20 protein-coding genes are annotated in these 26,614 nt (G+C 44.1%); 10 read left to right on the plus strand and 10 right to left on the minus strand.

What is annotated here, in order from left to right; translation table 11 throughout:
* The first annotated feature begins 246 nt into the window (after positions 1–246).
* Positions 247–702: a Dps family protein gene (locus ABWT76_RS17445; protein WP_190878870.1), complete on the plus strand. Its 456-nt coding sequence runs from the start codon at positions 247–249 to the stop codon at positions 700–702.
* A gap of 603 nt (positions 703–1,305) precedes the next feature.
* Here ABWT76_RS17445 and ABWT76_RS17450 read toward each other — a convergent pair.
* On the minus strand, positions 1,306–2,670 hold the full coding sequence (locus ABWT76_RS17450) for a TrpB-like pyridoxal phosphate-dependent enzyme (RefSeq protein ID WP_190878852.1): 1,365 nt from the start codon (positions 2,668–2,670) through the stop codon (positions 1,306–1,308).
* Between the two features lie 871 nt (positions 2,671–3,541).
* On the opposite strand from ABWT76_RS17450, the gene ABWT76_RS17455 reads away from it, so the two are divergent.
* The 4 genes from ABWT76_RS17455 (at position 3,542) to ABWT76_RS17470 (ending at position 10,601) form a co-directional block, all read left to right on the plus strand.
* Positions 3,542–7,264 (plus strand): chemotaxis protein CheB, encoded by a 3,723-nt coding sequence (locus tag ABWT76_RS17455; protein WP_190878849.1) that lies wholly within the window; start codon positions 3,542–3,544, stop codon positions 7,262–7,264.
* Positions 7,261–7,686 (plus strand): response regulator, encoded by a 426-nt coding sequence (locus ABWT76_RS17460; RefSeq protein WP_054466208.1) that lies wholly within the window; start codon positions 7,261–7,263, stop codon positions 7,684–7,686. Before ABWT76_RS17455 ends, ABWT76_RS17460 begins: the two co-directional genes overlap by 4 nt.
* A gap of 388 nt (positions 7,687–8,074) precedes the next feature.
* Positions 8,075–9,895 (plus strand): M3 family oligoendopeptidase, encoded by a 1,821-nt coding sequence (locus tag ABWT76_RS17465; RefSeq protein ID WP_054466250.1) that lies wholly within the window; start codon positions 8,075–8,077, stop codon positions 9,893–9,895.
* Positions 9,896–10,172: 277 nt separating this feature from the next.
* Positions 10,173–10,601: an HHL1-like protein gene (locus ABWT76_RS17470; protein ID WP_054466207.1), complete on the plus strand. Its 429-nt coding sequence runs from the start codon at positions 10,173–10,175 to the stop codon at positions 10,599–10,601.
* Between the two features lie 170 nt (positions 10,602–10,771).
* Here ABWT76_RS17470 and ABWT76_RS17475 read toward each other — a convergent pair whose 3' ends face one another.
* The 5 genes from ABWT76_RS17475 to ABWT76_RS17495 all read right to left on the minus strand — a co-directional run bounded on the left by ABWT76_RS17475 (position 10,772) and on the right by ABWT76_RS17495 (position 15,895).
* A complete protein-coding gene (locus tag ABWT76_RS17475; RefSeq protein ID WP_054466206.1) occupies positions 10,772–11,218 on the minus strand; it encodes a thiol-disulfide oxidoreductase DCC family protein in 447 nt (148 codons plus the stop codon).
* A gap of 150 nt (positions 11,219–11,368) precedes the next feature.
* Complete coding sequence (grxC, locus tag ABWT76_RS17480) at positions 11,369–11,677, minus strand: glutaredoxin 3 (RefSeq protein WP_054466249.1); 309 nt, start codon at positions 11,675–11,677, stop codon at positions 11,369–11,371.
* 16 nt (positions 11,678–11,693) lie between these two features.
* A complete protein-coding gene (locus ABWT76_RS17485; protein ID WP_190883093.1) occupies positions 11,694–11,963 on the minus strand; it encodes a hypothetical protein in 270 nt (89 codons plus the stop codon).
* A complete protein-coding gene (locus ABWT76_RS17490) occupies positions 11,926–13,869 on the minus strand; it encodes a ShlB/FhaC/HecB family hemolysin secretion/activation protein (protein WP_197285276.1) in 1,944 nt (647 codons plus the stop codon). The genes ABWT76_RS17485 and ABWT76_RS17490 overlap by 38 nt, the downstream gene beginning before the upstream one ends.
* A gap of 493 nt (positions 13,870–14,362) precedes the next feature.
* The gene (locus ABWT76_RS17495) at positions 14,363–15,895 is read right to left on the minus strand and encodes an MBOAT family protein (protein WP_054466205.1); all 1,533 of its coding nucleotides are present in this window, start codon (positions 15,893–15,895) and stop codon (positions 14,363–14,365) included.
* Positions 15,896–16,203: 308 nt separating this feature from the next.
* Between ABWT76_RS17495 and ABWT76_RS17500 the strand changes: the two genes are divergently transcribed.
* Positions 16,204–16,518, plus strand: coding sequence for a hypothetical protein (locus ABWT76_RS17500; RefSeq protein ID WP_354634681.1), 315 nt, complete (start codon positions 16,204–16,206; stop codon positions 16,516–16,518).
* Here the strand turns inward: ABWT76_RS17500 and ABWT76_RS17505 are convergent.
* The 3 genes from ABWT76_RS17505 to glyA form a co-directional block, all read right to left on the minus strand.
* A complete protein-coding gene (locus tag ABWT76_RS17505; protein ID WP_190878843.1) occupies positions 16,492–19,287 on the minus strand; it encodes a zinc-dependent metalloprotease in 2,796 nt (931 codons plus the stop codon). The genes ABWT76_RS17500 and ABWT76_RS17505 overlap by 27 nt on opposite strands.
* 795 nt (positions 19,288–20,082) lie before the next feature.
* Positions 20,083–21,126: a glycosyltransferase family 4 protein gene (locus ABWT76_RS17510; protein WP_054466203.1), complete on the minus strand. Its 1,044-nt coding sequence runs from the start codon at positions 21,124–21,126 to the stop codon at positions 20,083–20,085.
* 459 nt (positions 21,127–21,585) lie between these two features.
* Positions 21,586–22,869 (minus strand): serine hydroxymethyltransferase, encoded by a 1,284-nt coding sequence (glyA, locus tag ABWT76_RS17515; RefSeq protein WP_354634682.1) that lies wholly within the window; start codon positions 22,867–22,869, stop codon positions 21,586–21,588.
* Between the two features lie 345 nt (positions 22,870–23,214).
* Here glyA and ABWT76_RS17520 point away from each other — a divergent pair, with 345 nt between their 5' ends.
* From ABWT76_RS17520 to ABWT76_RS17535, 4 genes are all read left to right on the plus strand, one after another.
* Complete coding sequence (locus tag ABWT76_RS17520; protein ID WP_054466202.1) at positions 23,215–23,412, plus strand: hypothetical protein; 198 nt, start codon at positions 23,215–23,217, stop codon at positions 23,410–23,412.
* Positions 23,413–23,804: 392 nt separating this feature from the next.
* Positions 23,805–24,317: a Tic20 family protein gene (locus tag ABWT76_RS17525; protein ID WP_354634683.1), complete on the plus strand. Its 513-nt coding sequence runs from the start codon at positions 23,805–23,807 to the stop codon at positions 24,315–24,317.
* A gap of 58 nt (positions 24,318–24,375) precedes the next feature.
* Entirely contained in the window at positions 24,376–24,564 is a 189-nt protein-coding gene (locus ABWT76_RS17530; RefSeq protein WP_054466200.1) for a hypothetical protein, read from the plus strand.
* A gap of 182 nt (positions 24,565–24,746) precedes the next feature.
* On the plus strand, positions 24,747–25,223 hold the full coding sequence (locus tag ABWT76_RS17535) for a Tic20 family protein (protein ID WP_054466199.1): 477 nt from the start codon (positions 24,747–24,749) through the stop codon (positions 25,221–25,223).
* Between the two features lie 126 nt (positions 25,224–25,349).
* On the opposite strand, the gene ABWT76_RS17540 is transcribed toward ABWT76_RS17535, so the two are convergent.
* Positions 25,350–26,135, minus strand: a complete 786-nt coding sequence (locus ABWT76_RS17540) for a fumarylacetoacetate hydrolase family protein (RefSeq protein WP_190878839.1) — start codon at positions 26,133–26,135, stop codon at positions 25,350–25,352.
* Between the last annotated feature and the right edge of the window lie 479 nt (positions 26,136–26,614).

The following is a 26,614-nucleotide window of genomic DNA, read 5'->3' on the forward strand; positions in this document are numbered from 1 at the left end:
TTTTCAGGCGATCGCCTTTCCTTTCCGTACCTCTAGCCACCTCTAAGCAATTGATCGGACTTTCTATATCTGCCACTTTTTGCGTCAATATTTTTGGGAAAATCTTGGGAAAATCTTGGGAAAATCTTGGGAAAATCTTGGTAAAATTACCCGTAGGAGCGTCAAAAAAGCGCCCAACAAGTTTTTTAGTAGGGGCGCAATGCTTGCGCCCGGAGGAATTATGGCTGAAACACAAAGCCAGTCAATATCGGCATTAATGAACAAGACCGACAGGCGATCGCTCATGGACTGTCGAGACTTTTAGCAGACACTTACACCCTATACCTAAAAACCCACAATTTCCACTGGAACGTCACTGGGCCAATGTTCCAGACCCTACATTTGATGTTTGAAGCCCAGTACAACGAACTGGCTTTAGCGGTAGACTTAATCGCCGAACGAATTCGCGCCTTGGGTTTCCCCGCCCCTGGTACTTACAGCGAATATGCCAAACTCTCCTCGATCCCGGAAACCCCAGGAGTACCCAACGCCCAAGAAATGATTAAACTCCTGGTGGAAGGACAAGAAGCGGTGGTGCGAACAGCCCGTTCCCTGTTTCCCCTTGTGGAAGCGGTCAGCGACGAACCCACCGCTGATTTACTTACCCAGCGGATGCAGGTTCACGAAAAAACCGCCTGGATGTTGAGAAGTCTTTTAGGATAACTCAAAAACCGGGTTTTTCAGGGTAGGGTGCCGTTCGCGGCAGTTTAAGGGAAAAACAATTAACCTTTATTCCAGCCTTAACGCACCTTCTAGTTAACCGGATGAAAAACCGGGTTTCTGGATTAAATTTATTTCAGATAGTAAAAGTTACGACAGAAACCCGGTTTTGTTGTGCGAAGGCTGGGTGCGATCGCTGTTTTCGGATTAATCAAACCTTTGCTAATTATTAAAATTATCCAGGATCAATGCATGATAAAATGATCGTGATTTATTGACCAATCTGAGGGATATTCAATTTTTCCTGACCAAGCTTTTAATACATCCCAAGCATTTTCTTTTCAATCGGGGCTATCTTCGTTTTCAATGGTAATCAAATAGCGTCGATCCGGTGCTAATTTTAGGGTAATTTCTGATATTAATTCATCGGTTAAATTTTGGCAATAATTGACCGATATATTCTAGATTTTACATCATTTATTTGAAAAATGGAATTTACCAATTCAGGTGTTCCCTGTTGTCCCGGTTTCTCTGGTCTAAGCAGCAAGTAAAAGCGATCGCCGACAGTCAGAAACCCGGTTTTTCCCAGAAACCGGGTTTCTAATTCTACCCAGCAACCACCGGCAAACCAGCTAACGCCATCGCTATTTCTTCAGGACTATATTCATAGTCTTGTAACTTACCGGCTTGATAATCTATATAAGCCTGCATATCAAAATTACCATGACCACAGAGATTAAATAAAATAGTCTTACTCACCCCCTCTTCCTTACAACGTAAAGCTTCATCGATCGCCCCTTTTACTGCGTGATTTGCTTCGGGCGCCGGTAGAATTCCTTCCGCTTGGGCAAAAGTAATTCCGGCAGCAAAACAACCCAATTGAGCATAAGCTTTTGGTTCAATAAAACCTAACTCCAGAATATGACTTAATAACGGTGCCATCCCGTGATAACGTAAACCCCCCGCATGAATTCCTAGGGGGACAAAGCCACTGCCCAAAGTATGCATTTTCACCAGAGGAGTTAACTGGGCTGTATCCCCAAAATCATAAGCATATTTTCCCTTAGTTAAAGTGGGGCAAGCTGCCGGTTCCACCGCCACAAATTTAATCGCTTTTTCTTCCCCCCGCAGTTGTTTACCCAGGAAAGGAAAGGCAATCCCCGCGAAGTTACTGCCGCCCCCGGTACAGCCCACAATAATATCAGGATAATCCGCAGCCATTTCTAACTGAGTTAGGGCTTCTAAACCGATAACTGTTTGATGCAATAATACATGATTCAGCACGCTACCTAAAGCATATTTGGTATCAGGGGATTGCACCGCTTTTTCTACCGCTTCACTAATGGCAATGCCCAAACTGCCGGTACTTTCCGGGTGTTTCTCTAAAATCGATCTTCCGGCATTCGTTTCGCCACTGGGACTGGGGAAAACTTTCGCCCCAAACGATTCCATAAATGCCCGTCGATAGGGTTTTTGGTGATAGCTAACTTTGACCATATAGACTTCAATGTCTAGGTCAAAGAAAGAACCGGCTAAAGCTAAAGAAGAACCCCATTGTCCGGCGCCGGTTTCCGTGGTCAGGCGCTTAATGCCGCTGATTTTATTATAGTAAGCTTGGGGAATGGCGGTGTTGGGTTTGTGACTTCCCGCAGGGCTGACTCCTTCATATTTATAATAGATTTTCGCGGGAGTATCCAGGGCTTTTTCTAATCGTCGCGCCCGATAAAGGGGGCTGGGTCGCCACTGTTGATAAATGGCTTGAACCGCGCTAGGAATTTCTAGCCAACGTTCCTGGCTGACTTCTTGTTCAATTAATGGCATTGGGAAAATTGGTTCGAGGTCAGCAGGTGTAATTGGCTGCCCGGTTCCTGGGTTGATAACTGGAGGAACGGGGACTGGAATATCCGCCTGAATGTTATACCAAGCCGGAGGCATAAGGTTTTCGGGAATAATGTATTTGCTCTTGTCCATAATGTTGTTCAGAAATTAAACTGATTCTAAAATGATTTAACGCTTATAGCATTTTCCAATAGAGTACCCCTGTAGGGGCGAAGCATTCCGGCAGATATTTGTGGTTAAAATCAAGCATTTACGACCGGAATGCTTCGCCCCCCCCGCATTCCCCTACATGAAATAACGATTTTTCCTGGGGGCGCGGAGGCGCAAGCCGCGCCCCTAAAAGATTAACGCGGAAAGTTGCTGTAATCTGCTTTTATTCTGGTGCTATGTTTCAGAACTTTTTTACTTTAAATCTTTTCATGGGGCTAAATTTTAGCTGTGAGGGAATAGACCGGAGATCGACCAGCCCCGCATCAGGCCAAAATATCTAGCATTTCCTAATCGCCTCTTTGTTGATGCCTGCCTTACTTGGCAAGAGCGAAAACCGCGAAATCTCAAAATTGCTCTAATGATCTAATAAATGATCTAATAAATTGGGGATTGCTACGGAAAAAAATTTCTGAGCATCTGGCTTTTTTCAGCAGATAGTTAACTTTTTCCCTGAAAAATTACCCAAAATATATATAATTGGTTTAATATATAATTAGTTTAAGGTTCAACAATCTATATAATTGCTTATAATTGCTTGCTTCCAGGGAACTTGCTTATGAGATGGCGGCCAATCCATCAACACCAATGAAATCCGGGGATTTTCCCCAATTATCAGAGCCAAACCAGGCTCAAACCATTGTAGCAAAAGAAGTTCAATAGTTTGCTTGGGCTAGGTTCACGGTTCATTTAACATGGATCGGCGGGCATAGCCTTTGTCGGGGCCTGTGGCCATTCGTCCTGATTTCCTTCATGTCATCATTTACTGACAAACTGGAGCCAGACCTGAAAAATTATGTCAATAAAAGCAGATAATACCCCCCCATCTAATTCCGATAATTCCCACTCATCTGCGGATGCTGATGGTTTTGTGGTGGTGGGAATTGGCACTTCTGCCGGAGGACTTTCGGCGTTAGAAGAATTTTTCCAATACATCCCTGTGGGCATTCAAGCGGCATTTGTGGTTATTCAACATTTATCGCCGAATTTTAAGAGTCTGATGAAAGAATTGCTGGAGCGAAAAACCCAGCTACCTGTTTATGAAATTGCCGACGGAATTACCCTAGAAGCGGGGGCAATTTATGTGATGCCGGGGAAGATAAATGTCACCATTGAAGATGGAAAATTTTCTTTGGTAAATCTTGGTTTAAAACGGGATACATTTCCGATTAATTTATGCTTTAAATCTATTGCCAAAAGTTATAAAAGTAAAGCGATCGCTGTTCTCTTATCGGGGACCGGCAGCGATGGGACGGAAGGATTAGAAGCCATTTCCCAGGCAGGAGGAATCGCGATGATCCAGTCCCCGGAAAGCGCCGAATTTACCGGGATGAGTCAAAATGCTTTGCCCACAGGTTTAGTTGATGAGATTTTATCTCCCGAAGATTTAGCCCAGACGATCGCAGAAATCGTGAGAATTGCCAACCAGATTACTTTAGCTAATTACCAAAAACATAGCATTGAATCTGTCCAACTTAATAAACTGATTCGGGTTTTGGAAATTCAGGAGAAAATCGATTTTTCTCTGTACAAAACTGGCACCTTAACCCGACGGATTTACCATCGCTGTTCTTTAAACGGGTATTCATCAGTTGAGGATTATATTGCATATCTGGAAAATTCCGAGGATGAGCGCCAGCTATTGATCCAAGATTTATTGATTAATTCGACGCAATTTTTCCGCGACCCGGAAGCCTGGACATTTATCGAAAATCAGGTGTTGCCGTCGATGATCGAAAATTTGCCACCGCAGCGAGAATTAAGAATCTGGGTGGCGGGTTGTGCGACGGGAGAGGAAGCCTATACGATCGCCATGTTGGTGGATGAAGCGATCACCAAAAGCAAGAAACCGATCATGTCTAAGATTTTTGCCACGGATATCGACACCAACGCTTTAGAATTTGCGTCTGAAGGAATCTATCCTCATTCGATTGTCAGGGAAATTTCCCGAGAGCGACTGGAAAAATATTTTATCGAAAAGTCCGATCATTTCGTGGTTAAACCGCACCTCCGCAAGCGCTTGATTATTGCGCCCCAGAATTTAATCAAAAATGCTGGATTTTTCGGCATGAACTTAATTTTGTGCCGGAATGTGTTGATTTATATGCAGACACCCTTGCAAATGCAGGTGCTGCGGATGCTGCATTTTTCCTTAGGCAGTCAAGGAATCTTATTCCTCGGTAGTGCGGAAATTCTCGGCAGCCTGGAATCGGAGTTTATTTCGATTCATCCCAAGTGGAAAATCTATCAAAAGCGCCGAGACATTCAACTCTCGATTTTGCCGATTGTGAAGACGCCGATTTTAATGCCAGAAACCGTGCCTCAAAGGTTGAAACCAAGCCCAAATAGATTTGATCCAATCCTAGAAGATATTTTTCAATTCTGTTTTGGCGATCGCCGCACCACCTGTCTGTTGGTAGATATGGATAACTATTTGATTCATACCTTTTATGATGGGTTTCAACTGCTCAAGTTTCCCGTCGGCAAACCAAGTTTAGAGATTAGCTCCCTCTTACCCCAGCCTTTACAATTACCACTGACCACCGCTTTACACCGGGCAAAAAGAGAAAAAAATCCGGTGCTGTACACGGGCATTAAAATTAATCAAGAGGATGATCAGATCCGCATGATTAGACTCAAAGTCGCATATCACCAAAAAAACCCCAAAAGCGAAGCATTTTTGATGGTGGTGTTTGAAGAGGAAGTGCCATTTCCGGCAGGGGAAGCATATGATTTAGATTTTGAGTTAGATGCGGATGCGATTCAGCATATTCAGGAATTGCAATATGAACTTCAGCAAACTCGCGAAAATCTTCAGGTGATTATTGAAGAGTTGGAAACCACCAACGAAGAACAGCAAGCCGCCAATGAAGAACAAATCGTCTCTAATGAGGAACTGCAAAGCACTAACGAAGAACTGCATTCGGTGAATGAAGAACTTTATACGGTAAACATCGAGTATCAGTCAAAGATTCAGGCATTAACCGAACTGAACAATGATATGGATAATCTGCTGCAAACCACGAATATTGGCGTGGTCTTCTTGGATCAAAACCTAAAAATTCGTAAATTTACTCCCCCTGCCACCAAAGCGATTAATCTGCTGGAGTCGGATCTGCAACGCCCGATCGCCCACTTGTCCTGTAATTTCTCCTCGGTCAAACTAATAGATATTCTGAACGAAGCATTGACCAATGAACAAACCGTTAACCAGGAGGTGACTCTTGATGGGACTGGGGAGCATTTACTGATGCGAATTCATCCCTATTTGAGTGAGCGCGATGAATGCGAAGGCTTGGTGATCACCTTTATCGACATCACCGAGATTAAGCAAGCCCAAGCTAATTTAGAACATCTCTATGCGGAACTCCAACAAGCTGAAGCAAAATTGCGCCAAAGTTCCCAACAAATACAACTGATTACTAATGCGTTGCCTGTTTGGATTTCTTATGTAGATGATTTGGGCTGCTATCGCTTTAATAATGCGACTTATGAACTCTGGTTCGGGCGATCGGCGGCGGAAACTGAGGGACTGCATCTGCAAGAGGTACTCGGTGAAGAGATTTATCACCAAATTCAGGGTTATATTCAAGCCGCCCTGGCCGGTGAAACTATCAACTTTGATATGGAATGGCCGATTCCCAATTTGGGCAAGCGTTGGGTACAAGTGAGTTATATTCCTCATCTATTGAACGCGAATCAAGCCCAAGGGTTTTTTGCGTTGATTGGGGATATTAGCGATCGCAAAGGTATGGAAAAAATCAAAGATGAATTCGTTTCAGTGATCAGCCATGAACTGCGTACCCCATTGACAGCAATTCAAGGATCTTTGAAGCTGTTATCCAGTAAAATGGTAGCTCTGGACTCGGAGCGGGGTCAGCATTTAATTAATATGGCCAGTGAGAATACCCAACGTTTAGTCAACTTTATTAACGATGTTCTCGACTTAGAACGGCTGCAATCGTTCAGAACTCGTTTAAACAAAGAAATGGTACAAGCTGCTGAACTGATGCGCCAATCAGTTCAGCAGATTCAGCCTCTGGCCGATGCTGCGGCAATTTCCCTCACTGTAGTTCCCCAAGATATAGAATTTTATGCCGATGGCGATCGCTTAATTCGGGTAATGGTCAACCTGCTCAGTAATGCCATCAAATTTTCCGATCCTGGCACCTCAATTAATTTTGTGGTAGAACAGATTCAGTCCAATCACCCAAGTGAAGCAATCGCTGATATGGCGCCTACTGCGGGCAATTATGCCTGGGTTTTATTCAAAGTTCAAGATCGTGGACGAGGAATTCCCATTGACAAAATTAATACAATTTTTGAATCTTTTTATCAAGTCGATTCTTCCGATGCTCGACAAAAAGACGGTTCTGGTTTAGGATTAGCGATTTGTCGGCATATTGTCGAACTACATGGCGGCAAAATCTCGGTAGAAAGCCAAATCAATGCGGGCAGCACTTTTTACTTCTCAATTCCTTTAATTCAAAATAACCAGAAACACCCAGAAACACGATGAGTAATCAAATTGTAACATCTAGACGGATTTTAAGCATTGAAGATGAAAGTTCAATTCAAGAGCTGATTACCATCTATTTAGAGGAAATGGCCGGATGGGAAGTCTTACAAGCGAGTAACGGCCTAGATGGTTTAGCCTTGGCTAAAAACGAAAAACCCGATGCTATTTTGCTCGATGTGATGATACCCGAACTTGATGGCATTGAAATTTTCCGCCGCTTACAAGCGGATCCAAAAACCCAGGATATTCCCGTCTTGTTTGTCACGTCCAAACTCAAGCTTAAAGATCCGAAAAATTTGCTCGATTTGAGTCAAGTCAAAATTGTTTCCAAGCCTTTTGATTTTGAACATTTAGCGAATCAGATTGAAGAAGAATTAGAAAAAATTAATCAAAATAATCAGGCGAATGTTGGCGTAACGTGAAAGCTACCACCCGACAGGGAATAAATTCCCTGTCTAATGGCGATCTGCCTTTAAAAAGAACCCTTTGGGAGAATAAATTCCCGACTGGATTCGCTACAAAAACTTTTGTGGCAATAGTAGAGAGTCGGTTTCAACTGAAATCTTGCACCAGTTGCAACAACCGGCGGAGATTAAAACCAATTCCTAACATTTCAGTCGGCTTTAACCGCCTGTAGGGGTCAACGGCCGTTGACCCCTACAGGCGGGGATTAAAATCCCCGCCGGATCTTTCGCTATTAGGTAGGGATTTTAACCCCAGGCGGACTTACGAAAGAATTTTTGCGTCTGAGTCGGTGCGATCGCTTTACAATACAAACATTTAGGCTAATTACTGACCAGGAGATTGATTTTGGTACAGACAACTATTTCAGACGCGATCGCCCAACTAGACAGTCCCCAAGAGTGGGACTTATCCGACCTTTACCAAGGGTTTGATGACCCGCAACTCAGCCAAGACTTAGAAGCGTTGCAGCAACAAGCGGCCCAATTTCGGGAAACCTATCGCGGTAAAGTCAGCGACCTCACCCCCGCAGAAATTGCCAATTGCTTACAAACTTTAGAGGCGATCGGGCAAAAATCCGGTTATCTTTACGCTTTTCCATCCCTAATTTTTTCTGCGGATACCCGCAACACTGAGGCTAAACAATTCTTAGACAAAGTAATGGAAGCCCTCACGGGAATTGAAAATCAGCTTCTATTTTTTGACCTAGAATTGAAACAAATCGATACCGAAAAATTTGCTCAGTTAGAGTCATCCACCGATTTATCTCAATATCGCCATTATCTGGATAGAATTGCGGAATTTCGCCCCCATAAACTAGCAGAAGAAGTCGAACAAACCCGCAACCAAGATAGTTTAACTGGACGCCAAGCATTTATTCAATTGCGGGCGGTACATTTGGGGGAACAAGAATATGAACCTGTCACCACCCCAGAAGGTCAAACTGCCAGTACCGATGCCGAATTAAGTGCCCTATTGTTTAACCCTTCTCCCGAAGTGCGTCAGCAAGCTTATAACTCGGTGCGAAATGTCCTGAAACAGCATAATTCTCTTTATGCTTATATTCTCAATATTGTCGCCCAAGACCATCGCATTGAGAACCAAATGCGGGGCTACAAATCCACCTTACATAAACAATTATTAGCCGATGAAGTGTCCGAACCTGTGTTTCGGGCAATCATGGAAGGAACCGGCAGCCGCTTTGATTTATTCCAGCGTTACTATCGCCTCAAAGGAGAAGCATTAGGGCAAAAAGTCCGCATTTGTGATATTTATGCTCCTTGGACGAAAGGTGATGAGAAACCTTTGCCCAGTGTTGACTATAAAACTGGGGTGAAAACTCTCTTAGAAGCCCTGGATCAATTTGATATTAATTATGCCCGTCGTGCGGAAGAATTTTTTATCAAAAATTGGATTGATGCCAAAGTGCGATCGGGCAAACGAGGCGGCGCTTTTTGTGCCTATTCCCACGGCAAACATAGTTATTTATTGTTGTCCTACACCAACGATTACAACTCAGTGTTTACCCTAGCCCATGAAATGGGTCATGCCTTACATTTTGCTTGGATCGATGGGGCGCAATCTTACTTTAATAGTAACCCGCCGTTAGTATTAGCAGAAGTTGCCTCAACTTTTAATGAGTTATTATTGCTGGATTACCTGCTGAAAGATGCGGGAGATGATAAATTTTTGCGTAAATCCCTGCTGACTCGGCAGTTAGAAGACCAGCTAAATTTACTATTCCGCCAAAGTACCATTAGCCGGTTAGAATTAGCGATTCACGATCGCGCTGAGTCGGGCAGTTTTGACCAGAAATTCGTCAATGCAAAATGGATGAAACTATACGGTAATCTCTGCGGTGATACCATAGAACTGTTGCCGGAACATCAATATGATTGGTCACGAATTGGGCATATTTTCTTTAAACCTTTCTATTGTTACCAGTACACCGCTTCTAATATTGTCAGCCTTGCTTGTTATCAAAAATATCGGCAAGTAGGCAAAGACTTTATCCCTGGATATTTGGAGTTATTAGCGGCAGGGGGTAGTCTGAATCAAGTAGAAGCTTTGCGGCAATATGTGGATGTGGATATTGAAGATACCGCCACCATTCGCAGTGCTTTAGATTATATTCAAGGACTGTTAGACCAACTGCAAGCGACTTTGTAGGTCTTTCTAACTCAGAAACCGGGCTTATAATTCCCCAGTGGTGCTACTGAGAAGCCCGGTTTCTTTTTAGGATATTAAAGTTATCTGTGGGATAGATAAGAGAAACCTGGTTTCTGATTCCCCACACCCTACATTTACTGCACCCCTGCACCCCTGCACCCCTGCACCTCCGCACCCCTGCACTCTTATGCTCCAGAAGTTCCCCGAAAAAGGGGGTGCAATTTTCTGAGAATTATGTTAAGTTTTATAACAGATAATTTAACGAAACTTAACAACGATGCCTACTCAGCAAGTCGGATTTGGTAAAGCACCAGCACGGAAACAGCCCTCCCAAGGCGCGAACGCCCGAAAGCAAGCGGAAAAGCAGTTTGAGCAGATGAAATCGTCCGGGAATCCAGAGTTTGAAATTTATATTCGGATTAAAGGCAAAAGAAATTGGTATCCCGTGGGGGCGATCGCGGTGAAACGGTCGAATCAAATCAATCAAGCGATCTTTGGCAGTTTGAATGATTTACATCAAGGGGCGTTTCGGATTTATCCAATTTTAAGAAAAAATCAACAGAACCTAGAGTATGGCTATCGGTTGAAAGAATTTAAGGATGAACCGATCCAACTGGCAGTCCCTCCCCAAGCGAAAACTAACGCTTTGCGGAGTGCGATCGCCCAAGTGAGCGATCGGTTTTCTACTTTATTTAAACGTGGTTAGTAGAGTGACCGCTTTTAGTCTCCCTATTTTAGTCTTCCTCCCCGATTTTTTCGGGGAGGTTTTCGTGGGGTTGTGAGGCTGAAAATTCCACATTTCCAGCGGTTTCCTCCATCAAGCCCTGTCTAAATACCCGACTACTTAGCAGATTACTTAGCAGACTACTTAGCAGATTACTTAGCAGCCGCATTAGAGGCACAATTTTCGGGAAATTGACAACAAGCGGCATATTTGGCGGCATATTTTTCCGAATGATAAGTTTCAGTTCTTTTGCCAAATAAAATATAGCGACGATCCCGAATTTGCTCATAGAAGCGATCGCCCATCCACTTCATACCTGGTAAAACGCGATAAAAGGCTACAAAACCATTGCCTCCGGGCAACAATCGGCCAATTTCTTCAGCGGCATCACTGCCTTGCCAGCGGTTTTCTGGGGCATTAGCATCAATCAAAATCATCCCCAACTCACAATCTTTCGGCGTAATCTGAAACTGACTCAGGGTGGCATTATCCTGCATAGGAATATAAGAAAATAGTTGACCCTGGTCTAACTTTTCCAAAAACTGCACCAAGGTGACACAAAGATTGCAGTTGCCATCATAAATTACATAATATTTCATCATTATTCCTCGGCTCTAATTCCTTTGTGTTCTTCGTGTCTTTGTGGTGAAAATTAAGCAAAATGGATTCCCGCATTCGCGGGAATGACAGGGCTAATAGCGGGTAGGGTGGGCATTGCCCACCTGACTAACGCGGGAATGACAGGGCTACTAACTTTCTGCCAACAACGGATCTAATTTGCCTTCACTATCTAATTGATAAAGGTCATTACAACCGCCAATATGTTGGTCATTAATAAAGATTTGGGGCACCGTGCGACCGCCATTCGCTCGATCGCTCATTTTGGCTCTGGCGGCATCATCCCCATCAATTTTATACTCAATATAATTCACCCCTTTCCAACCCAGCAACATTTTAGCCCGAATACAATAGGGGCAAGTTTGCCAAGTGTATATTTCCACTTTGGCTTTAATATTTTCCGGGTGACGACCCAATAGACGATTAATAAATCCAAACATATTTTAATGTTGATTGTTAATTGTTGGTTGTTGGTTGTTGATGGTTGGTTGTTGGTTGTTGGTTGTTGGTTGTTGGTTGTTGATGGTTGATTGTTGGTTGTTGGTTGTTAATAGGGTGAGAAAGGGAAGTAACGGTCAATGCATGGGCGAAGCATTCACGCAGATATCTGATGGCTAAAATCACGATATTTCTAAAGGAATGCTTCGCCCCTACAACAATGAACAAATAACCAATAACCAATAACCAATTAAAAAGGATTGGCAATGAGAGAGAAATAAAAGCCATTTTCTTGCCAGGTGCGATCGCGGGACTTGAAATCAATTAAAGGATAACCCCAATCAACTCTAGCGGTGAGGCGATCGCTCCACTGAAACTGTAAACCCAAACCCACAGAGGCCAAATTCTTATCTTCTGGATCAGGCCCATCACTATTCCAACTGGTGCCCACATCCAAAAATGGCGCCACCTGCACCACAATACTGCGATCTTCCGTCTTAAATATAGGCAGGCGCACCTCTGCGGAAGCGAAGATGGCATTATCGGTCAGTAAAGCATCCTGACGATATCCCCGGACACTTTGCTGACCTCCCAAACCAAACTGCTCCAGAGGCACCAGGGCATTGGGGGTTAGCTGCAAATCCGATCGCAGCAACAACACCGTATCTGGGGCTAACAAGCGTAACAACTGCATTTGACCGCGCCAGCCAAAAAACTGGCTATCCGGTTCATCATCATTCACCGTGGCATCAAACCAACCCACTCCCACACTAAATTGAGAGCGAGCGGCAAACACCTGTCGGGCATCACGAGCGGTCACTTCTTGGAAGAAACGCAAAATCGAGAGTCTGGTTTCCCCGTTGTCATTCGCCCCCGGAGACAGGGGGTAATTCACCCCTAATATAGATGTATCACTTTCGCGGCGAACCCCAGTAATCCCCAAAGAAAATTCTCTCGTCGGGGTTTCAATTAATGGTTGGCGCAAACTCACTTCATAGTTGCGAGATTTGGCTTCAATATCTACCCGATCAAAGGGCGGCTCAATAATTTCACTATCGGTATTACTGTAGTTAAAACTTAAGCGACCGTTACGAGCATTGATCGGCACACTATAACCAAACTCCCATTGATCGCTGCCTTCGGTGCGAATGTAGTTCAAGCTTACCGCATCACCATAACCGAGGAGGTTGGCGTGACCAATGCCGGCTTGTTGGCGAAAAGTCCCCACACTCGGAGCTCGACCATTATCAATGGTGAAAGAACCGCGATAAGGGGATGCTTCTCGGATGGTGACATCAAGTAAACTTTGCCCGGGACGAGAACCCGCTGAAAGTTCCGCTGAGAGGGTGTCAATTAAAGGATCGAGTTGCAGCATTTGCAGACCCGTCAGCAGACGATCCACATTTAAAGCTCCTTCGGTTGCCACTTCTAAACGCTTTTTCACATAACTGGGTTTTAAATGACCAGTCCCATTGACGGTGATTTCTTCGAGCGCCCCTTCCAGGACTTGAATATTCACCACCCCTTGAGAGAGTTCTTGGGGTGGAATAAATGCCCCAGAGGTGATATATCCATTACTTGTATATAATTCCGTTACTTTAGAACGGGCTTGCAGCAGTTCCGCAAACGATAACGGGCGATTGGTAAAGTCTACTAAAAGTTCCTCAAACCGAGACGGATCAAAGACCGTACTGCCGTTGACGACAAATCTTTGCACTTCAATACTTCTGGGAATGGGGGCGGTGGAGTCTGGTGTGCGGTTGGGGGCGCTGGGTTCTGCCTGGTTGGTGGGTTTTAACAGTTCTTCAGGGGGCGGCAGTAAGGTGGGAGACGGCAGTTCAGGGGGATTAGAAGGCAAAGGATTGGGGATATTGCTGGGGGCAGTGGGTTGGGCAGTGGGTTGAGCAGTGGGTTGAGCAGTGGGTTGAGCGATCGCCCCTGGGGTGACAAAACTGCTACTGAAGACTAACAATGGTAATAGCCAATAAGATCCCAGTGAACCCATAAGTTTTGTCCACAGACTACTTGTCCGCAGATGATTTGGTTCAGCCAGTTTGCCGCCTGCAAATTTCTTGGCTTTCGCACCGGATCCCGGAGAGAATCGCTCATTAACCGAAAAGACTCGGCTAGGCATATCACCAAAACGATTAGTCAGGTATAAAGATAGATCTGAAACTTGTGTAGTTGGTCGCATCTCAAATATCAAGAAAAGTTTAAATGGTCAAAGAGGAACTCGGCATCTGTAACCTTGACAACCCCAGCATGGGATGTTCCGTGAGTTTAACCGTTTCCTGGGGTGAGATGCACCTTTGCCGCTATTTTTGATCTCCCCTAGAGTCAGATCGTCACGGGCTTTGCCTGGGTGTAGAAACCTGGTTTGTTAAAGAACCCGGGTTTCTGGACATTAACATTAATTATCTAATTCAGACAAGCTAAATCCGTCACAATTTAGGTGACAATTTAGGTGACAAAATTTATCAATCTGGATTTACGGTCGATTTACTAAGAATTAAATACTAGGTGTCTCCAGATTCATCAGGGATGCAATGGCTCTGGTTTGCCGGAAAAGAACAGCGGTTCACTGGATATGTTAGTCATAAGCATTTTTACTAAAAAATGAATCGAGAGCACCAGACTTGCAATTTTCGCCGAATGATTAGCAGACTTAATTCATCGGACTCACCGGACTAAAAATCAAAATAAATATAAGATTGTCCGGTTTCTGGTGCAAATAGCCAAACCACATAAAGTAATAGGGGAACTAATAGGATTTTTACCGGCCAATTAATTTGCACTTTCAATGTTTTATATAAAACATAATAAACTGCCATGAAAAACCATAAAAATCCTAACAATAAAGCCAAATCTAATCGCTCAATTCCCAAATTTTCGCCATAAACTTTCTGGACAAATTGAATATCCCCAGAATTTCCCCACAAATGGGAAAATACCCAAGTAAAATCTTTGAACACGGGTAGTCTAAAGACCACCCAAGACATAAATACCATGCTTTGAGTCAAAAACCAAGCCAGCACCACACCGGGAATACTTTCCCACCAAAGTTTAAAAACATTCACTCGTTCAGAAATGGCATCGGTGATCCGGTGAATCACCAAAGCTAAACCATGTAGTCCTCCCCAAATAATAAATCCCCACGCCGCCCCATGCCAAATTCCGGCAATCAGCATGACCATTAACAAATTCAAGCAAGTTCTAATCAAGCCTTTGCGGGAACCCCCCAAGGGAAAGTAAAGATAATTCCGCAGCCAATCCCCTAAACTAATATGCCAACGTCGCCAAAAGTCCGCAATATTGGTACTAAAATAAGGAAAATCAAAGTTTTCTGGTAAATTAAATCCTAGTAATAAGGCGGTGCCTCGGGCGAGATCCACATAGCCACTAAAATCTAAATAAAGTTGAAACCCATAAGCAAAAATTGCCAGCCATAAATCTCCACTGCCAGCCCTTTGTAAATTGTCAAAAGTCAAATTGACAAAAGTCCCAAGGCGATCGGCGATCAGTCCTTTTTTCACCGCACCGCCAGCAATTAACCACAGCCCTTCAATGATTTGATGAGATGCTGGAAAATGAAGGGTTTTCAGTTGTCTAATAAAGTTATGATATCGGGTAATTGGCCCAGAAATTAGTTTAGGAAAGAAAAATTTATAAGCCGCAAATCGGAGTAATTGACGACTCGGCGGGGCGCCCCGATAAACATCGACTAAATAAGCAATACATTCAAAACTAAAAAAGCTAATCCCTAGGGGTGGGGTGATATTTTCGGCGTACCAGGTGGCAATTTCTCCCGCTATTGGCCAATTGAACAAAGTTTCGGCGGTGGTGCAGAAAAATGCCACATATTTAAAGCCAAATAAGAGTAAGACATTGGACAGAATGCCAATCGACAAAATTAGATATTGGAAATTTACCAGGGTGACAGAGGCGATTTTTCCGGTGATTGTTTCATGGGGGCTATCGACTTGTGCGGAGTTTAGTTTTCCGACCCGCACGCTGTTACTCCAGCCCAATACTCGGCCAAAGCTATAGTTAATTAAGATGCTGAATAAGAGCAGGGGAATGTACTTAACTTGCAGGGATGCGTAAAATATCAAACTGGCAATCAGCAGCAACCACAGGCGCGATCGCTGTTTTTGCACCGTCCAGTAAATCACTAGAAGACTTAGCAGGAACAGGAAGTAAAAAATCGAGATAAATGTCATTGAAGGTCTTGATGATAAAAAATTAACGATGCCAACCCATACCTATAATAAGGGATGAACGCATTCCCGCATCTATGTTATCGGTTCGCGATCGAATATTTCTACGCTATGGCAACCCGCATCTATGTTATCGGTTTATTCCGAATATTTCTATGCTATGGCAAAGTAAGGGATGAACGCATTCCCGCATCTATGTTATCGGTTTATTCCGAATATTTCTATGCTATGGCAAAGTAAGGGATGAACGCATTCCCGCATCTATGTTATCGGTTTATTCCGAATACTTCTACGCTCTGGCAAAGTAAGGGATGAACGCATTCCCGCATCTATGTTATCGGTTTATTCCGAATATTTCTATGCTCTGGCAAAGTAAGGGCGAAGCATTCCCGCATCTATGTTATCGGTTTATTCCGAATATTTCTATGCTCTGGCAAAGTAAGGGCGAAGCATTCCCGCATCTATGTTATCGGTTTATTCCGAATATTTCTATGCTCTGGCAAAGTAAGGGCGAAGCATTCCCGCATCTATGTTATCGGTTTATTCCGAATACTTCTACGGGAATGCTTCGCCCCTACAGCCCTACAGCCTTACAGCCCTTAGTTAGATTGCAACTGGGCATTTAAGATTTGGCTAATGCGTGTACGAGTTTCTTGTAAATGAGCCACCGTTGCCAAGTCCAAATCATTTTTGCGCTTTTTCAGGGTGCTTTCTAGGGCTTTCTCTAGCTGATGCAAATTGTACCAAGCTAAGGTGCGGGCATCTTCGGGGACTCGGGTTTGCCGCAAGACCATCGCCCCTAAAAGATTTAAATGTTCCCGTTGCAACGATCGCCGGATGGTGGAAATTTGGGTTAATTGGTTGCTAGACCCGAGCACTTCGGTCCAAATTCCTTGCTTGAGGGTATCAAACAATTCGGGAATGGTCAAAGACTCAGTCCCTGAAGTTTTCAGTTCCAGGTCACGCAGACGCATGAGACGGGGGGGGGATAGCAGGGAACTGAGGGCAACTTGTTGCAGGTAGAGAATGCGATCGCCGATGGGATAATCCAAGGGAAAGACTAGGGTTCGAGTCCCCCAGTGCGCCCAGCGTTCCGGGGCTAATTTATTCAGCAGTTCTGGGGAAAACTGAAAGGCATTTTCATCAAAAACATAAGACTGAATCAGTTGCAGGGCTTCTCGTTGTTGTTCCACGGGAATGGGTTCAAAGGGCAACCGACGATGAACGCTTCCTGGTCGGATCCGTTGAAAAGACTGCCCACCCACATAGAGGGTAATATTTCTCACCTGACGAAGATAGTAAAAATAAAGACTATCAAAGCGATCGCGCACTTCACTATAACTATCCCCACTGACTAAGTAGCGGCGATCCAACCGTTCCCATAAAGTGCGGGCATTTTCCAACTGCCATTGGGAATATTGCAACATATCGCTGCTTAAATCAAAGGCATTGGCGAATGGATCGAGAATATCAAAGGCATCCTCATCCGTAGAATAAGCTAACTCTGGTTCCACCGAAGATCGCTGGGCAATTTGTTCTATTACACGCCATTCGGCGTCTGGGGAAAAGGCATCTGTCGGTTGATAGCCATAAGTAATCGCCCATTGATCGTAAGGCCCAACCACTTGAGAAAAATAGTCACCCTGTGCAATCCCAGGGGGGGCTAAATTCACTGGCAAATAGTCCATCACTGATGATGCCAAACCTTTTTCCTGGGTAATAGTGCGATCGTGTAACTCTTCCGGGGTTAACATCGTACTGGCATGAAAATTATGGCGCAATCCCAGGGTATGTCCGACTTCATGGGCGGTGAGAAATCGCAAATATTGATGAATAAACTCTTCCATTTCCTGACTGCTGGGCAATACATTATTCACCATTGACAAAGACATGGCCGCGATCGCGAAATTTTGGGCGGCTTCCATACCATAACAGAGGTCATGTTTATCCCGCAATTGAGAAAACAATCCCCCAACATTTGACCCATTTTTAAATATGGCTTGACCGGGGGAAAAATCCTGTAAAATATCAGAAAATTCTTGCCCCATACAGTTGGATAAATTGGCCAAATTGTTGATTCCCTGCTGTTGGCTGCTGGGAGTTCCGATATAGTTGCGATATTCTCCTTTCATAATTCTAATTACATTGGCATCCAAGATGATATCCGCATCTAAAATTTGTCCTGTCATGGGGTTGACTCGTGATGGGCCTAAACCCAAAAACCAAGGTTGAAATGAACTCGACCAGCGAATCGTGTTGTAGCGCACATCGGCGGGATCCCAGGTGGCATCGTCCGGCATTTGTTTGACAGCGATCGCATCAATAAAACCGGCTGCTTCAAAAGCTTTATTCCACATTAAAACCCCTTCCCGAATGGCATCCCGATATTCCAGAGGCACCGTATTTTCGATCCAGAAAACAATCGGTTCTTTCGGCGGAGATAAGGGGGCATTCGGGTCTTGTTTTTCCAAATGCCAGCGGTTAATATATCGGACAAAGGGTTCTTTTCTCTTTTCCGAAAAATCCCGATAAGCGGTGACAAAATAGCCCACTCGTTCATCCGCTAACCGAGGACGATAGCCATTGTTCATCGGCATTTCTGAAAAACTATAACGCACTTGTAGGGTAAAGCCCCGGCTATCCGGCAGACTAGGAATTGAAACTAAAGGATTATCACTTTTAAAGCCATAAACCGACTCAATTTCTACGTTTAAAGGAAAAGCTTTGGTTTCCCCAAAATAAGACTGATTGTTATCTTTTTTATAGCTAGGATCTAATAAAATCGGCAAATAATCACTCAGTTGACTCAGATCCTTTTCTGTCATTAGCAAGTCATTCAGGCTAATTAACAGGGTTTGTCGCGTGGGATGAATACTTTTAATCGGCAGGGAGTACAGCACCGAGTCACTAAAAGAACTATCCAGCGATCGCTGCAAGGGGTCGCCCACTTCCGTCCTAAAGTTCACATTTCTGACCACAAAATTGACTTTATTTTGGACTTGTTGGAAATAAAACATGATATCTTGCAACGGCATTCCTCTTAACAGAGGCGCTTGGCCAATTCCTGAATTTAAGGTGATAATACAGAGAAAATTTTGATTAAGTTGCTCTGGCTTAACTTCTAAGTAAATTGCTGAAAAATCTTTCTTTCTATATAGATTGAATAAACCCTCTAATTTTTCCGTATTTTTAATGACTTCATCAAAAGGAAGTAGTTGTTCAGACCCGGCCAAGGTGGAGTCTGAATTAGCATTTACTGACGCTGGAGATGCTTGATTTAATGAGGTTTGAGCCGTGACTGCCCCAGCCCAAATTGCCGCCAAACCCAAACTAAGTCCTAAGCATAACAAGGACTTGAAAGGGTTGATATTTTTTGGTTCTTTTTGCTTCTTCATGGGTTTCTATCAGGCCAGCTACGCCAAATAATCGAAGATTAATTTTGCGAGAAATATCACACATAGAAACACCCTGAAATTAGAATAGATGAACGGTCATCCCTTTAACCCTGAGCCGTTAAACTCAGAATTTTTTAGACAGTTATCGTCTGATTTTTTAATGGAAAAAACGATTTACTTGATTGGAAAATATAGTAGATACCAGGCTTTGAGGAAAATGCGGGGATCTCCAGATGTCGGTTAGCTGATAATTTTTCCGTTAGATGATCCCCTTTCCTTTGTTCATATTTTATCTTAAGCATTCAAAAGTCTGCCGGGAACTTCAGGATAAATCCGCAGGAATTTATTTTTTCAAAGAAAAATTGCCCCAAAGAACTGTAGAGACTGATGGGTCTTCGCGATATTGCTCCGTAACGCGATCGCTGTCCGTAGGGGCAATTCCAAGGCGCGGTGGTTGCCCAGCCCTGGGTATTTGCTGTCACCCTGCACAACCTTCACCCCCTTGCCCCTAGTTAGCCAAGTTATTAAAAAAACTCGTGGCCAGCCTCCAGCAGGGGAACGAGAATCATCAAAAAAATTATCAAAAAAATCATCAAAAAATCATCAAAAAAATCATAAAAAAACCGCTCCCTAAATTTCCGGGATGGTTTCGTCAAAATACAATTAACCGCTCACTTTCGCTGATGGGTCAGTGAGTTGATCTATTTAACAAAAAGAAAGTATCCAGAATTTTGGGGTAATTCTGGATATCTAGCTTGACATCTTTTAGGGATTTGATCTTTAAAGTTCTAAATATCATCGAGACTGCTGACTTGCTTTCCAGGTGGTATAGCTGAGGATTCCCGTAGCCCCTAGGGCGAACCCCATCCCCGTGGGAACTCCGGCAACGGCGATCGCCAAACTGCCCACCCAAAGAGTTAAGGAGTAAATAAACAACACCGTTAATCGGTGAGACAACCCCGCGTCCAGTAAGCGGTGGTGCAAATGACGTTTATCGGCCACAAAGGGTGATTTGCCATTGCGTAAGCGGTCAACAATCACCGCAGACATATCTAAAATTGGCACGGCCAAAATCAGATAAGGCAAAATCACTGCGGTCACAGCCGTAGTTTTCACCAACCCAATCACTCCGACCCCAGCTAAGGTAAAGCCCAGATAATAAGAACCGCCATCCCCCATAAAAATTTGCGCTGGATTGAAGTTATAGCGTAAAAATGCTAGGGTCGCACCGGCCAACGCCGCCGCAATTAACGCCGCTGCCGGTTGATGCATGGATAGGCTGACGATCATCATCACCATTGCCGCAATGCTACAAACGCCAGCGGCCAAACCATCTAACCCATCAATCCAGTTAATCGCATTGGTTAAACCAACTAACCACAAAATCGTGATGGGAAAACTAATCCAGTCTGGTAAATTCACCAAGCCTACATAAGGAATGGTAATAAAGGCAATTTGAACCCCAACTTGCCAAGCAGCCCCAGCGACAATGGTTTGTAAGAACAAACGCATAAAAGCCGATAACCCAAATAAGTCATCGGCTAAACCAATTAGGAAAAATAGTAACCCCCCGATGGTTACTCCCCAAATTTCATAGTCTTTTTCTGGAGGTAAGACCCCGAAGCCACCAAGCCACCAAACGATTAATAGCGCCGATAAGCTGCCCAAAAATATGGAAACTCCGCCAAGGCGCACCATTGGTTTACTGTGCAACTTACGGCCTCCAGGAAGGTCGAACCTTCCACTTTTGAGACCAATTTTTTTAACAATTGGGGTTGTCCCGAGGACAACCAGAGAAGAAACTAAAAAGGCAACCAGGTGGTAAAGCTGGTAAGGCATATCAAAAGTAGTTAGGGTGCAAATGTCAAACGTCTTATTTTAACGTTTACCTACAATTACTATATTTTAGACAATACTCCGCAAATAAACTTAAATTTATTTTTTAAATTTTATCTGTTATGTATTATGTATTGTTTGCTATTTGTTATGTGCTACTTCTTATTTGGTGTTTGTTGTTTGTGGGTGGGAGCGTTAGGTGGCTGGAGATGAACCTTTGACTTGAAGTCAACCGATAAAAGAAAAAATTGCCCACTGCCCCCCATTGCCCCCATTGCCCCAGAGGTAGGGTGTGTTAGGCGCTGCCTTTAGCCTAAAAATCATCCAACCGATAACTATTTTTCCGCGCCGTAACGCACCAAAGAAGCACCCCTCATTGTGGCCAGCGGCTGAGATATCTTTACAGCCAAATTAGTACAGCCAAATCACTGGTGCGTTACTGCACGGAACGGCACCCTACACCTATGCTAAAGCCCCCACAGGAATTTTCAGATGAGGATACAAGGGGAAGCGATCGCACAAGGCACTCACCCGACGACGACAATCGGCGGCCACGGATCCATTTTCGGGATTTTGCAGGCGATCGGCAATAATATTGGCAATCTCCTTAAATTCTTCGGGTCCCATGCCGCGACTGGTGACAGCGGGAGAACCCAAGCGCAGACCACTGGTGACAAACGGGGATTCTGGGTCAAACGGCACCGTATTCTTATTGGCGGTAATATTCACCTCGCCCAATAATTTATCCGCTTGTTTCCCGGTCATGCCAATACTGCGTAAATCCACCAGCATCACATGATTATCCGTACCACCGGACACCATCTTCAAGCCGCGATCGCTCAATTGATTCGCCAATGCCCGGGCATTCGCAATCACCTGACCGGAATAAATTTTAAATTCCGGTTTCAAGGCTTCCCCAAATGCCACCGCTTTAGCGGCAATCACGTGCTCTAAAGGACCGCCTTGACTGCCTGGGAAAACCGCCTTATCCAATTTTTTACCCAATTCCACATCATTACTGAGGATTAAACCACCACGAGGGCCGCGCAAGGTTTTGTGGGTCGTTGTCGTCACCACATGACAATGGGGCACCGGGTTGGGGTGATGACCTGTAGCCACCAAACCGGCGATATGAGCCATATCTGCCAACAGATAAGCCCCCACCTCATCCGCCACTTGGCGGAACTTGGCAAAATCAATGATCCGAGGATAAGCAGAATAGCCGCAAATAATTAATTTAGGCTTATGTTCCTTGGCAAGAGCCAAAATCAGGTCAAAATCCAACTGTTCTGTCTCTGGGGACACCCCGTACTGCTGAACCTTAAACCACTTACCGGATACATTCACCGGCGAACCGTGGGTTAAATGACCGCCGTGGGACAGATCCATCCCCATAATCGTGTCACCGGGTTCCAACAGCGCCAAAAACACGGCAAAATTGGCCTGGGCGCCAGAGTGGGGCTGCACGTTTGCCCATGCCGCGCCAAATAGCTGCTTTGCCCGGTCAATGGCTAACTGCTCAATTTGGTCGATATGCTCGCAACCGCCGTAATAGCGTTTTTTCGGCAAGCCTTCAGCATACTTATTGGTTAAGACTGACCCTTGGGCGGCCATCACTGCTGGAGAAGTAAAATTTTCACTGGCAATTAGTTCCAAGTGAGTTTGTTGGCGGTGCAGTTCTTGCTGAATCAAACCGGCAACAGCGGGATCTGTAGTGGCTAGGAAATCTAAGTTAGTCTGAGTCACCGAATCATTCCTCATCTAGAAATTAATTATTGTAGTAGGTTGGGTTGAGGCACGAAACCCAACGCAAGTATTTGTAGTTTTACGGTTGGGTAGAGGCTGTTACCCAACCAATCCGGAAAATGATCGAGGGCTTGTCCCCGTAAGCAATTTAAGCCCAGAATCTAGGCAAAATCGGCATGATGACAAATCAAAAGGACGCTTGCGGCAAGAGGAAGCCAAAATGAAGCAAAAGATACGACATCCTGGGTTTCAATTAAATTAAGCTATGTTTCAAATTGCCCGATATTCCCTGGGGTTTGACCTAAAATATATGTATGGTCATAAGGGATCAACTGGAGGTGTGCAATGCTGGTCATTGTGATGGACGATCAGATCCTAAGTCCGCAAGCCATTTGTCAAAACTGCTTACTTGCCGATCGCACAGGTCAACCTCGCTGGCGACATGGACAACTTAGCTGTGGTCATGCAGTGAGAAACTTTGCCGAGGGCAAACCAACCCAATATGAATGTGAGATGGGTTTTCGCGTCACCAATATTGATTAATAGGAATTACGCATCAACCGTTGACGTAGGGTGGGCATTGCCCACCAAAACCCGATCGCTAAGATTTTAATCGATTCTCGATTGAATAATTTCACTGAATCTTCAGCTTAAAATACCATATCCAACCCCATAAATCATCCCTTCTGATGATTATGTCTTGACAAGACCACTGATTCAGGACTGATTCACGACTGATTCAGGGTTGATTTTGCTTGGTCATCACTGGTTTACCAATGTTTCACCCATCCACATCGATCTCTGTACCGATCCTGATTGGCGCCACTGTTCTCACTGGCTGATCGGCAATTCGATGCTCAGTAAGTTATCCTGAATGATAGGTTCGACCAATTCGAGCCAACAATTCTTGATCCACGCACCCAGGAGATCCGAAAATGACTTGGCGCGGTTCCACCACCATCGGCGATCGCCTATTGGCTTGCTTGCCCTATATTTTACCCTTAGTTAATGTTTTAGGTTTTGGCTCTTATTTATTCGCCACTTTCCCGGTATTAATGACTTTGCTGATTCCTTTTTTCCCTTTGCTTTTTTTATATTTTAATATTGTAGGCACTATTCCTTATGGAGAGTTAATTCTTTTCTTTGCTTTATTTTTATTGGTAGTGAGAAACTACAAAATTAAGCATTTTATCCGCTACAATACGATGCAGTCGCTCTTATTATCAATTTTTCTCAGCTTATGCCAGTGGACATTGAGACTGCTAGGCTTTCCCCTGGCAGTCATTCCCGATGGTAGTTTTAATTCAAATTTATTGATTGATATCATTTCTACCACCATTTTCTTGGGATTCTTCGGATCAATTGTGTATTCTATAGTCGAAACAATTAGAGGAAATTATGCTGAAATACCCGTTGTTTCCGAGGCAACTTATACGCAAATTCGTTAAGTTTTGATTGATAGATCGAAAATTCTATTTTCAAATATGATTATATGGAGGAAAAACGATGTGTCCACTGTGTTATCTGCTTAGTTTATTAATGATTATTGGCACTTATTTAAAAATAGATGCTTTCTGGAATAGTGAACAAGTACACCAAGTGAGAAGGTGGTTTGGCGATCGCGGCGCGAGTATATTTTATTATGCCATTGGCGGATCAATTATGGCCTTTGGCTTATTTCTCTCTACGCAATAAACCGAATTTGTGCTAAATTCATTGAATATATCGTGGAAATATATCGTGGCATCACAAACGACAAAATCAAGGAAGCGATCGCCGGTTTGCTCCCCCCAGAAAACAATTGAATGCCTTGAATACGCTATCCTAAAATAATTAGTCAAATTAACCGTTTAACCCTAAAAAACAGGAGATTTCCGATGAATGGACGGGACACCGCCCCTGGTTTAGAGCGATTTTACGCCAGCCTGCTCTATCTGCTGCCCCTATTAGATGGCATTGTCTTTGGCGTTTTCTTATTCAAGCAAATTCCCCCATTACAACTGCTGTTTCTGCCGCTGCTACCACTGCTCCAGATTTATAACTCTTTCCCCTTTGCTGGACTGATTATTTTCTTTGCGCTTTTATTCGGAGTGGTGAGAAACGACAATATCAGTCATTTCATTCGGTTCAACACCATGCAAGCAATCTTATTAGACATCGTATTAATTTTATGTCGTCTAGTATTACAGCTTGTGCAAACAGCTATCCCCGTTGAGTTGGTAGTGGAAACTTTTTACAACACTGTTTTCTTGGGAATTATTGCCGCAGTAGTCTATGCAGTGGTTCAGTCTGCCAGAGGAATTTATGCGGAAATTCCCGCCATTTCTGATGCGGTCAAGATGCAGGTGCGTTAATCAGTCTGGTTTCTCCTCACGCGATCGGGAGAAATCAATTCGGACGATTTAATCAACCGCAAATGATTAGATCGGTATTAGGGTGGGCTTGCCTAAAAGCCTACCCTACTTTTGTCTGTCTAATAATTATTGTTTTGATTGTCTAAGGGTGACGATATTTTCCAAGCTGCCGATCCCTTCGATTTCGACACGGACGCGATCGCCAACTTGCATCGGGCCGATCCCTTCTGGAGTCCCGGTCAAAATCACATCTCCCGGTAACAAAGTCATCACCTGAGAAATGTAAGCAACCAGGACATCAGGGGGAAACACCATGTCATCAATCAGAGACGATTGCACTGGTTGCTCCCGGTCATTCAGAAAGGTTTGCAAACGTCCCCCCGGACTCAGTTCACGGACAATCCAAGGGCCAAGGGGACAGAAAGTATCAAAACTTTTGGCTCTAGTCCATTGTCCATCTCTTTGCTGTAAATCTCTAGCGGTCACATCATTGGCGATCGTATAGCCCCAAATTTTTCCTTGAGCCGCTTCTGGGGTGCAGTCCACACAACGCTCCCCAATCACTAAAGCCAATTCCCCTTCATAATCGACCCTTTCTGACTGGGGCGGATAGCGAATCTCATCTCCATGTGCAATCACTGCGGTGGGTGGTTTCATAAACAGCAACGGTTCATCCGGTACAGGAGTCCCCATTTCCGCCGCGTGTTTACCATAATTTTTACCCACGGCGATAATTTTGGAGGGAGTCACCGGAGCCAGCAATTTGTAATTGTCCGGTTCCAAAAACTTGTCGCTCGGTTGACCCCCCAGCCAAGGTGGAGCATCCAACACCTGAACCCCACGGCTCAGTTGTAATAATCCGTAGTAAATCTTGCCCTCGGGGGTTTGAATGCGGACATAGCGCTGTGCCATAACGTTAAAATTCGAATAATAGTGGATTTTTGTTTTGTCGGATTAAAATCAAGGGTTAGTAGGACATTCTGATTCTGATGATTGCCTAGCCCTTAGCTAAATTCCAGTCTGAGAATTTTGGATTTTTACAGGCAAAAGTTCAACCGCACCCTGACATTGGCAAAATCATAAGGTTTAACCTAGTCAAAAATATCGATTTTGGCATCAGAATTTAGAAATAATCTGAAATAATTTGCCACACATTCGCTCCACGCTCTTGCCACTTAATCAAGCGATCGCCACAGATGGACAGGTTTTCGGCGATCATACCCCAGACTATCGCTACTGGCAGAACCAGGCCCAGAGTTAACCTAAATCCTCACAATTTGCGGAAATCCTGATTTTTTCGCAAACTCATCAAGTAACGCTGGACTTATCGCCTTAGATCCGATACAATAGTATATTTGGAGAGATTTTTCTAGAAAAATCTTGGCCGGGGT

The sequence above is a fragment of the Planktothricoides raciborskii GIHE-MW2 genome (assembly GCF_040564635.1).
GTDB lineage: Bacteria > Cyanobacteriota > Cyanobacteriia > Cyanobacteriales > Laspinemataceae > Planktothricoides > Planktothricoides raciborskii.

What these genes read in the sequence shown, in the direction of transcription:
- ABWT76_RS17470 (WP_054466207.1), top strand. Translation starts at nt 10,173, where the DNA reads ATGCCTACTCAGCAAGTCGGATTTGGTAAAGCACCAGCACGGAAACAG.
- ABWT76_RS17540 (WP_190878839.1), bottom strand. Translation starts at nt 26,135, where the DNA reads ATGGCACAGCGCTATGTCCGCATTCAAACCCCCGAGGGCAAGATTTAC.
- ABWT76_RS17490 (WP_197285276.1), bottom strand. Translation starts at nt 13,869, where the DNA reads ATGCGACCAACTACACAAGTTTCAGATCTATCTTTATACCTGACTAAT.
- ABWT76_RS17450 (WP_190878852.1), bottom strand. Translation starts at nt 2,670, where the DNA reads ATGGACAAGAGCAAATACATTATTCCCGAAAACCTTATGCCTCCGGCT.
- ABWT76_RS17510 (WP_054466203.1), bottom strand. Translation starts at nt 21,126, where the DNA reads ATGCCTTACCAGCTTTACCACCTGGTTGCCTTTTTAGTTTCTTCTCTG.
- ABWT76_RS17485 (WP_190883093.1), bottom strand. Translation starts at nt 11,963, where the DNA reads ATGGCTTTTATTTCTCTCTCATTGCCAATCCTTTTTAATTGGTTATTG.
- ABWT76_RS17475 (WP_054466206.1), bottom strand. Translation starts at nt 11,218, where the DNA reads ATGAAATATTATGTAATTTATGATGGCAACTGCAATCTTTGTGTCACC.
- ABWT76_RS17460 (WP_054466208.1), top strand. Translation starts at nt 7,261, where the DNA reads ATGAGTAATCAAATTGTAACATCTAGACGGATTTTAAGCATTGAAGAT.
- ABWT76_RS17525 (WP_354634683.1), top strand. Translation starts at nt 23,805, where the DNA reads ATGACTTGGCGCGGTTCCACCACCATCGGCGATCGCCTATTGGCTTGC.
- ABWT76_RS17520 (WP_054466202.1), top strand. Translation starts at nt 23,215, where the DNA reads ATGCTGGTCATTGTGATGGACGATCAGATCCTAAGTCCGCAAGCCATT.
- grxC (WP_054466249.1), bottom strand. Translation starts at nt 11,677, where the DNA reads ATGTTTGGATTTATTAATCGTCTATTGGGTCGTCACCCGGAAAATATT.
- ABWT76_RS17455 (WP_190878849.1), top strand. Translation starts at nt 3,542, where the DNA reads ATGTCAATAAAAGCAGATAATACCCCCCCATCTAATTCCGATAATTCC.
- ABWT76_RS17495 (WP_054466205.1), bottom strand. Translation starts at nt 15,895, where the DNA reads ATGACATTTATCTCGATTTTTTACTTCCTGTTCCTGCTAAGTCTTCTA.
- ABWT76_RS17505 (WP_190878843.1), bottom strand. Translation starts at nt 19,287, where the DNA reads ATGAAGAAGCAAAAAGAACCAAAAAATATCAACCCTTTCAAGTCCTTG.
- ABWT76_RS17530 (WP_054466200.1), top strand. Translation starts at nt 24,376, where the DNA reads ATGTGTCCACTGTGTTATCTGCTTAGTTTATTAATGATTATTGGCACT.
- ABWT76_RS17500 (WP_354634681.1), top strand. Translation starts at nt 16,204, where the DNA reads ATGAACGCATTCCCGCATCTATGTTATCGGTTTATTCCGAATATTTCT.
- ABWT76_RS17535 (WP_054466199.1), top strand. Translation starts at nt 24,747, where the DNA reads ATGAATGGACGGGACACCGCCCCTGGTTTAGAGCGATTTTACGCCAGC.